The sequence below is a fragment of the Gemmatimonadales bacterium genome, assembly GCA_030697825.1.
In the GTDB taxonomy this organism is placed as follows: Bacteria; Gemmatimonadota; Gemmatimonadetes; order Gemmatimonadales; family JACORV01; genus JACORV01.
The window spans coordinates 1-7,371 of record JAUYOW010000321.1; the positions used below are offsets into that span (position 1 = coordinate 1).

Annotated in this window: 4 protein-coding genes; 1 reads left to right on the top strand and 3 read right to left on the bottom strand. The window is 71.3% G+C overall.

All coding sequences use genetic code 11. The annotated features are described in order from the left end of the window. The 3 genes from Q8Q85_16090 to Q8Q85_16100 all read right to left on the bottom strand — a co-directional run. Positions 1-351: HAD hydrolase-like protein (locus tag Q8Q85_16090; protein ID MDP3775780.1), on the bottom strand; the 351-nt coding region annotated here is incomplete at its 3' end. Between the two features lie 98 nt (positions 352-449). Continuing rightward, entirely contained in the window at positions 450-2,942 is a 2,493-nt protein-coding gene (locus Q8Q85_16095) for a helicase-related protein (GenBank protein ID MDP3775781.1), read from the bottom strand. Next, entirely contained in the window at positions 2,833-5,925 is a 3,093-nt protein-coding gene (locus Q8Q85_16100) for an N-6 DNA methylase (GenBank protein ID MDP3775782.1), read from the bottom strand. Before Q8Q85_16100 ends, Q8Q85_16095 begins: the two co-directional genes overlap by 110 nt. A gap of 207 nt (positions 5,926-6,132) precedes the next feature. On the opposite strand from Q8Q85_16100, the gene Q8Q85_16105 reads away from it, so the two are divergent. Further along, the coding region (locus tag Q8Q85_16105) for a PEP/pyruvate-binding domain-containing protein (GenBank protein ID MDP3775783.1) at positions 6,133-7,371 on the top strand (1,239 nt) is incomplete at its 3' end.

Genomic DNA, 7,371 nt, shown 5'->3' on the forward strand with positions numbered 1-7,371 from the left:
GCCGCGGTCGATGCCGCGGCGGCTCTTGGAGGAGACGATACCGAGCCGCACGCCTTTGGTCTTGAGGGCGCGGACGGACTCGAGGGCGCCCGGATAGGCGGTCACCATGCCGTCGTGGTGGGCGTAGTTCCACTCGCGATAGGTCGCGATCATCGTTTCGATTTCGGCCGGGTCGTCGGTGAAGTCGCGGAACTGGACGCGGAGCGGGGTGCCGAGGCCGGCGAGCCACACCGAGTCGTCGGGGACGGTGCCGCGGTGGACGAGCAGGGTGTGGCGGTAGGAGGCGAGGATGAGCTCGATGGAGTCGACGAGGGTGCCGTCGAAGTCGAAGAGGATAGTTGGGAAGCGCACTACGGAAGATAACAGCGGGCAGGTGGCGGTAGAGTTGCAGAGTTGCAGAGTTGCAGCGGTGGGCAGGGGACGGGAGACAGGAGACAGGGGTCATCCTCCTACTCCGCCGGGCAGCGAGTCGCGAGGGCGATCGCGGCGACCAGGACGAGGCGCGGAGTGCCCTCGAGCTTGGGTCCCGACAGCGGCGCGGCGCGTTCCACGACCTCGGCGATCCGAACGGCGAGATGGTCGTGAGCGCCGGCATCGGCCAGCAGCCGGCCGATCAGGCGGTCGAGACCCACGGGCAACTCGCACGCCAGCGCGGTCATCGCGCGCTCGATGGCTTCGGTGTCGGCGCGATCTCGCGTGGCTTCGGCGGCCCAGCCTTTCAGCAGGTCGAGAGCGGCACTTCGTCCGGGCCCGGTCGCGTGGGTGCCGCGCCGGACCGCGGAGTACTCGAGCAGTTGCGCGCGGGCGCGCGGCAGCACCGTGGCGAGGGCGCTGGTGAACTCTCCGGTACCCGTAGGGATGGCTGCGGCGCGCAGCGCCCGCTCGGCGAGATCACCCAAGGCGGCTGAGTCGGCCCTGACATCTCCGCTGGCGGCGATCGTGAAGGGCAACGGGATGCGTCGTCCGTCCTGCCACTCGAGCGCGAGGAGCACGCCCACGGCGGGCGAACCGCCATCCGCGACGATGCCCGCGGCCACGACCGGCGGATCGTGGCGGGCCGCGTCGAACGCGCCCACCTGAAGACGCCACCGCTCGCGCGCCTCGAACGGCGCGACCCGCCGCCAGCTCTCGTGTTCGAGCGTTTCGGGCAGCGGCGCTCCGCCGCCCACCCACCAAAGAGCGGCGAGCGGGTCCGGTTCGGCGCCGGCGAATCGCGGTACTTCTGCGAGCTTGGTGCGCAACTTCTCGAGGACGCCGGTCAGAGCGCCGAGGCCGCCCGCGGGGAGCAGGTGGGTGACGAAGACGTTGGCGTGCGCGGAATACAGCCGGTCCACGCGACCCACGCGCTGCATCACGCGCACCGGGTTCCACGGGAGGTCGTAGTTCACCACCGCCGCCGCGTCCTGGAGGTTCATCCCTTCGCTGGCTACGTCGGTGGCGATCAGGACGTCCGCATCGAGCATGGGATCGGGCTTCGCACGGCGGGCGCGCGGCGCGAAAGCGTCGAGGGCCACGCTCCGGTCGAGACGACCGGTGCCGGTCCACGCCGACTCGCCCACGACGGCGATCACGCGGAAGCGGCGGCGCAGGTGGCGGAGCAGATGCAGGGCGGTGTCGCGGTACTCGGTGAACACGATCGTCTTCGTGCCGGCCAGGGCCCCGGCCAGCAGCGCCTCGAGGGCCGCGAGCTTGGGGTCGGGCACGGCCTCCGCGACGTCCACGAGACCCAGGGCGCGCTCGATCGCCTCGCGCCACGGCTTCAGGTCGAGCGCCCCATCCGAACGCACCGCGGCCCGGAGAATGGGCCAAAGCACGAGCTGCGAGTCGTCGGCGTCGTGGCGCGGGAAGGCGGCGCGGAAGTCCTCCCGTGACAGGGCGATGCCCGTTTCCCGCGCGCGCGACCATTCGGCCAGGAAGTCGCGGTGACGCAGGAGGCTGCGCCGGAACGCGGCCCGGCTCGACTCCAGCCGGCGCAGCAGGTTGAGATGCATCAGCGCCCCGCCGCGCTCCTCACCGCCGGAGAGCGTGCCCAGCGCCGTGAGCAAGGCATGCAGCGAGCCGTCGTAGACGGCATCGAGATCGTAGCGGATCGCCGGCATCAGCACGCGACGTGGGAACGCCGCTCTGAGCTCGGGGAAGCGAAGCTCGACCAGGCGTCGCGTGCGGCACACCGACAGCGCCCCGAGGGCGAGCGCCGAAGCGCCCGGCTCCGGGTCTCCGAGCGATGCCGCGAGGTCGGGCACGCCGAATTCCCGGAACCGATCGGTCGCGGCGAAAAGGTGCACCAGAGCGGCCAGGTCGGCGGTGGCGTTGTTGATGGGGGTCGCGGTGAGGAGCGCCACGCGGCGCCCAACGGCGAGTCGCGCGAGTGCGTCGTAGCGCCGGGTGCGCGGATTGCGGAAGGCATGCGCCTCGTCCACCAGGAGCAGCGAGCAGCGCGAGGCCAGGACCGGCGGCATCCGCGCGAGCTCGGTGTGCGACCAGATGCGGATCGGCGTTCCCGTCGCTTCGGATGCCGCCGCCCACTCGGTGCGCAGCGCCGCGGGCACGATCGCGACCGCGTCGCCGGCGTGCCGTCGTTCGAGCGCCGCGAGAGCGAGTCCGATGTACGTCTTGCCGAGCCCGACGCCGTCGGCGACCAGCACGCCGCCGAACCGCGCCAGGATGGCCCGCGCCCGCGCGATGGCCTCGGCCTGATGCGGCAGAAGCCAGTCGGGCAGCGTCTCCGGCGCGAGCGGCGTGTCGAGCGGCTCCAGAAGACCGGCCAGCATCGCCCGCGCGGCGTCGGCGGGCGCGCGCACCTCCGCGACGCTGAGCGCCGGGAACAACGGGTCAGCGATCCCGGCCAGGGTCTCGGCGCAAAGTGTCGCCCAGGTGCCGGAGAAACGAGGCCGTGTCGTCGTCGAGGCCGAGCGCTTGTACGGCGTGCGTGTCGAGCTCATCGGGATCCCATCCTCCGCCGCGCGCGGCGTCGCGCCCTATCCGGGCCAGCGCACGCACGGCGGGCGTGTCGGGGTGAGTGGGGAGGGGCAGTGCCCCTACCGTGGATGCGTTGAAGCGGAACGCGCCGCCGCTGGCGCGCTCGGCGAGGACGAGCGCGACGCTGCGCACCGGACGGCTGTTGAGGTGCGCGGCGAGCCAGCAGGCCGTGTACTCGTCCGGAACGGCGACTCCGTAGCAGGTGTTGAGTGGCACCGGCGCATCGGGCATGCCGCGCGCGATTGGCGCGGCTTCGAGCGTTCCGGCGATGTCGCGCCAGATAACGAGCCACGACGCCCGCAAGAGGTCGGTGCGGAAGAGCGCCCACGGCGGCGCGCCGCGCGCGTCCGCGCGCCGGGCGAGAGGCACCCTGAAGGGCGCGAGATACGCGGACACGTGGTCGTGGACGCGGGCGAGCGGAACACCTCGGGCGTCCAGCGCCGCCAGCAGCACGCACGACGGTGCGGCGGCGAACGGCGAGACGTCCCTGCCAAGGATGGCCGGAACGCGGTGGTGTTCCGGCAGCTCGTCCGCGCGCGCGACCTCTCGCACGAAGACCTCGTTGGCGCCGGTCTTCACTCCCAGCTGCGGACGAAACCGCGACGCGAGGTGCGGGCCGGATCGCAACACGGCGCGGAAGGCCTGCATCACGTCGCCGGGCAGCGCGAGCCAGGGCGCTCGCGAGGGCGCAGCGTCCAGGCTGAGGTCCCGCTGCGCGGCCACTCCGCCGATGCACCGGCCCGATGCGCCAACCACCTGCACGTCGGCGAGGTCGTCCGGACCGGGCGTGGAACGTCGGAGCAGGCAGATCATCGGGAACACCGTGGCCGCGAACCCGCTCGCAGGCGCGTGCGCGCGATCCTCCAGCGCCAGGACCGTCGCCCCGTCGCGGATGAAGCGACGCAGCGGCCCGGCATACCCTGCCCGCAGCAGCTTGGACGGAACGACCATCGCCACGACTCCGCCTGGGCGGACCAGGCCGAGCGCGCGCTCCACGAATGCCACGGAGAGGTCCGGGAGATGCGCGAACCCCCGGCCGGACTGGCTGGTGGGCCGGAAGCTCTGGTACTGCCGCGCCAGTGCCTCGCGCGCCGTGGCGGGGAGACGCTCGCCGCGGATCCACGGCGGGTTGCCGACGACGAGGTCGAATCCACCGTCGGCCATGATCGGTCCGAAGTGGACGTCGTACGAGAAGAAGGGGAGGGCGTCGTCTTCCGCGATGCGGCGCCGCGCGATCGTCAGCTCGCGACGCTGGCTCCGCCAGAGCGCCACCCGGCGGGCAGTGGTGGGAGCGCGCTTGGCGCGGGCGCCGAAGAGATCGCGACCGGACGTGGCCGCCGCGTCGGCGAGGTGCGCGGTCAGCGACGTGAGGGCCGCATCCGCGCTGGCCGCAGCCAGCGCGCGCTCCTCATCGCGGATGGCGCGAGCGAGCGCGGCCTTGTCGCGGCCGGTGGAAGTGAAGTACGCCGCGCGCTGCTCGGCCACTCGCTGGAGCCGCTGTGCCGCTTGTGGCACGTACGCGCCCCGCGCGAGATCGAGCGGCGAGAGCAGGCTGTCGCCTTGCCGCAGGTTCTGGTCGAGGTTGGGGAGGGGTGCCACGTCCTGCCAGGTGGCCGCATCGTCCACCACCAGCGCGAGCCAGAGCCTCAGCTCGGCGAGGCGCACGGCCATCGGGTCGAGGTCCACGCCGAACAGGTTGTCGCGCACGATGGCCCGCCGGCGCGCGGCGGGCGACTCCTCAGGCAGAAGCGTGGCGCGCAATTGCTCCAGCTGCGCCATCGCCTCGAGGAGGAATGCGCCCGATCCTACGGCGGGGTCGAGGATGCGAAGCGTTCCGACTGCTGATGGCGGACGGCCTTTCAGCGCCGCGGCCAGAGCCCGCCGCACCGTGACCCGCAAGAAGTCGCGGGGTGTGAAATAGGTGCCCGAGCTCCTGCGGCGGTCGCGGGCCATGAGACCTTCGAAGACTCGCCCCAGCATCTCGGGGTCCACGGCGTCCTGCTCGTCGCGTTCCGTGACCGTGAAGTGGAACCTCTCGAAGAGGTCGTCGAACAGCTGGCGCCATGTTTCGTTAGGCAGGCACGCGCGAGGGAAACGGCGCTCGAGCGCGTGCCGCTCGAAGAGGCCGCCATTGAGGAACGGCACGTCGCCGAGGGCCCGCGCGGCGCCCGTCCGCGAGCCAAGGGGCGCGTTGAGCGCGCCGAAACAGAGCGGCTCGAACACTTGGTGATGGAACGGGTGGCCCCGGCCGAGCGCTGTGTCGAGAAGCGACGGTAGGAAGTCGCCGCGGCCCGCGAGCCACCCTTTGGCTTGAACGAAGTAGAGGAACAACACCCGAGTGAGCACGATGAGCGCGAGATCGCGCCGCTCCGACGACGACGCGCGCGGCATCTGTTGGAACTGTTGCGCGGCCCTGGCGTGGAGCCGAGCGAACTCGCGAAAAAAGCGACTGGTAAGGCCTTCCTCGGTCAGGATCTCCGCGGCGCGGACGGCCAGCGCGAGCGCCGTGTCCTTGGGCCGCGGAGCGAGTCCGGAGAGTATCTCGGCCGCGACCGGACTCGGCTTCTCGAGCGCGATGCGCAGTTGGCGCGCGTGGAAGCCGCCGTTCCGGGGCGCCAGGGCGCTGACGGCGAGCGTCGTGGCAGGTGCGTCCAGCGCGATGAGGATGTTGCGCTCGCCCGGAGTCGCGCGGCCCAGTCGCTCCATCGCCTGGGCAACGCGCGATCGAGTCGCCGACTCCAGCACGGCGCCATAGATGAGGAAGGGGCCGTGCCGTCCGACGATGGCCGCACGCCGGGTGCCGAGCCCGCTGCCGCCCAGGCCCAGCCGCTCCCGGGCGACCGGATTCAACTCCTCGCTACAGGGGGAATAGCCGAGCGCCGCGACCAGTTCGTGCAGGTCGTCGAGCGTTCTGAGGCGGGACAGCAATTGCGGTGTGACGGCCACGCGGTGCGCCTCCGCTGGGTTCGGCGCACATCATGGCGACTGGAACGGAAAGTATGGTGGCGAAAAGCTGGCAGTGCGGCGCGAAAAAATGCGTGACAGGCACATCACCCATCACCTTGATGACGACGCGCTGGCTAACGGACGGTCTCGAAGACCCTCTAGGCTGCACGGGCTATCGCCCACCCCGATCTCAGCACAATTTGGGGCATGAACGCCGCCGCCGTGCTCTGGCTCGAGGACGTGAGGCGGACCGACACCGCCCTGGCAGGCGGCAAAGGCGCCAACCTGGGCGAGATGATCGCCAATGGGTTCCCGGTGCCGCCCGGCTTCGTGGTCACCGCACCCGCCTGCGAGCGGTTCTTCGCCTCCATCCATCTCGCTGACGACCTCGCCCGGCTCAACGGCGCGTCGCAGGCCGAGGTCCGGAGGTGCTGCGCGGCGATCGCCGAGAAGATCCGCGCGGCGGAGATCCCGGCCGGATTGGAGGAGACGATCCTCGAGGCCCACGCGACGTTGTGCCAACGGCGCGGCTCGGCGGTCGTCTGCGCGGTGCGCAGCTCCGCCACCGCCGAGGACCTCGAAGGAGCGAGCTTCGCCGGCCAGCACGGCACCTACTACTACGTGGACCGGGCCCAGCTGATCCCCATGGTCCGGAGCTGCTGGGCGTCGCTGTGGTGCGAAGCGGCCGTCAGCTACCGGGCCACCCACGGCATCGCTCACGCCACGGCCGCCATGGCCGTCGTGGTCCAGGAGATGATCCCCTCCGAGATCTCCGGTGTGGCCTTCACCGTGAACCCCGTGACCGGTGCGCGCGACGAGATCGTCATCGAGTCGAGCTGGGGCATGGGGGCCGCCATCGTGGACGGCCGGGTGACCCCCGACCGATACGTGCTGCACAAGGGTGGGCTCACGCTCAAGGAACGGCGCATCGCGCAGAAGCGGGTCCGGGTCTCGACGACCCTGCGGGAAGACGCCGTCGGGCGGGTGGTGGATGTCCCCTTCGCGCAGCGGCATGCGGAGACCCTGTCGGAAGGTCTGGCGGTGACGATCGCCGGCTGGGCGGTCAGGGCCGAGGAGCATTTCGGTGGACCTCAGGACATCGAATGGGCCGTCACGGACGGACAGGTCCACCTGCTCCAGTCCCGCCCGGTCACGGTGGCCGGACGCAAGGAGTTCTGCCGCAACGAGCGCGGTGGGAAGTACGTCCTCTTCAAGCCGCTGGTCGAGAACTTCACCGACCCGCTGACTCCGCTTGCGGCGAACCTCCTGCTCCAGATACCCGCCGCCGGCCTCTTCGTGCTCATCGGCGGACGCGTGTACTTCGACCTGGACAAGGTCAGACTCCTTGTGCCGTTCAAGCTCACCGACACGCAGCTTGCCCAACTGCTCTACCTGAGCGGCGAGGGGCTTCCGGCGGAGCTGAGGATCGCGACGGCGCGGTTACCC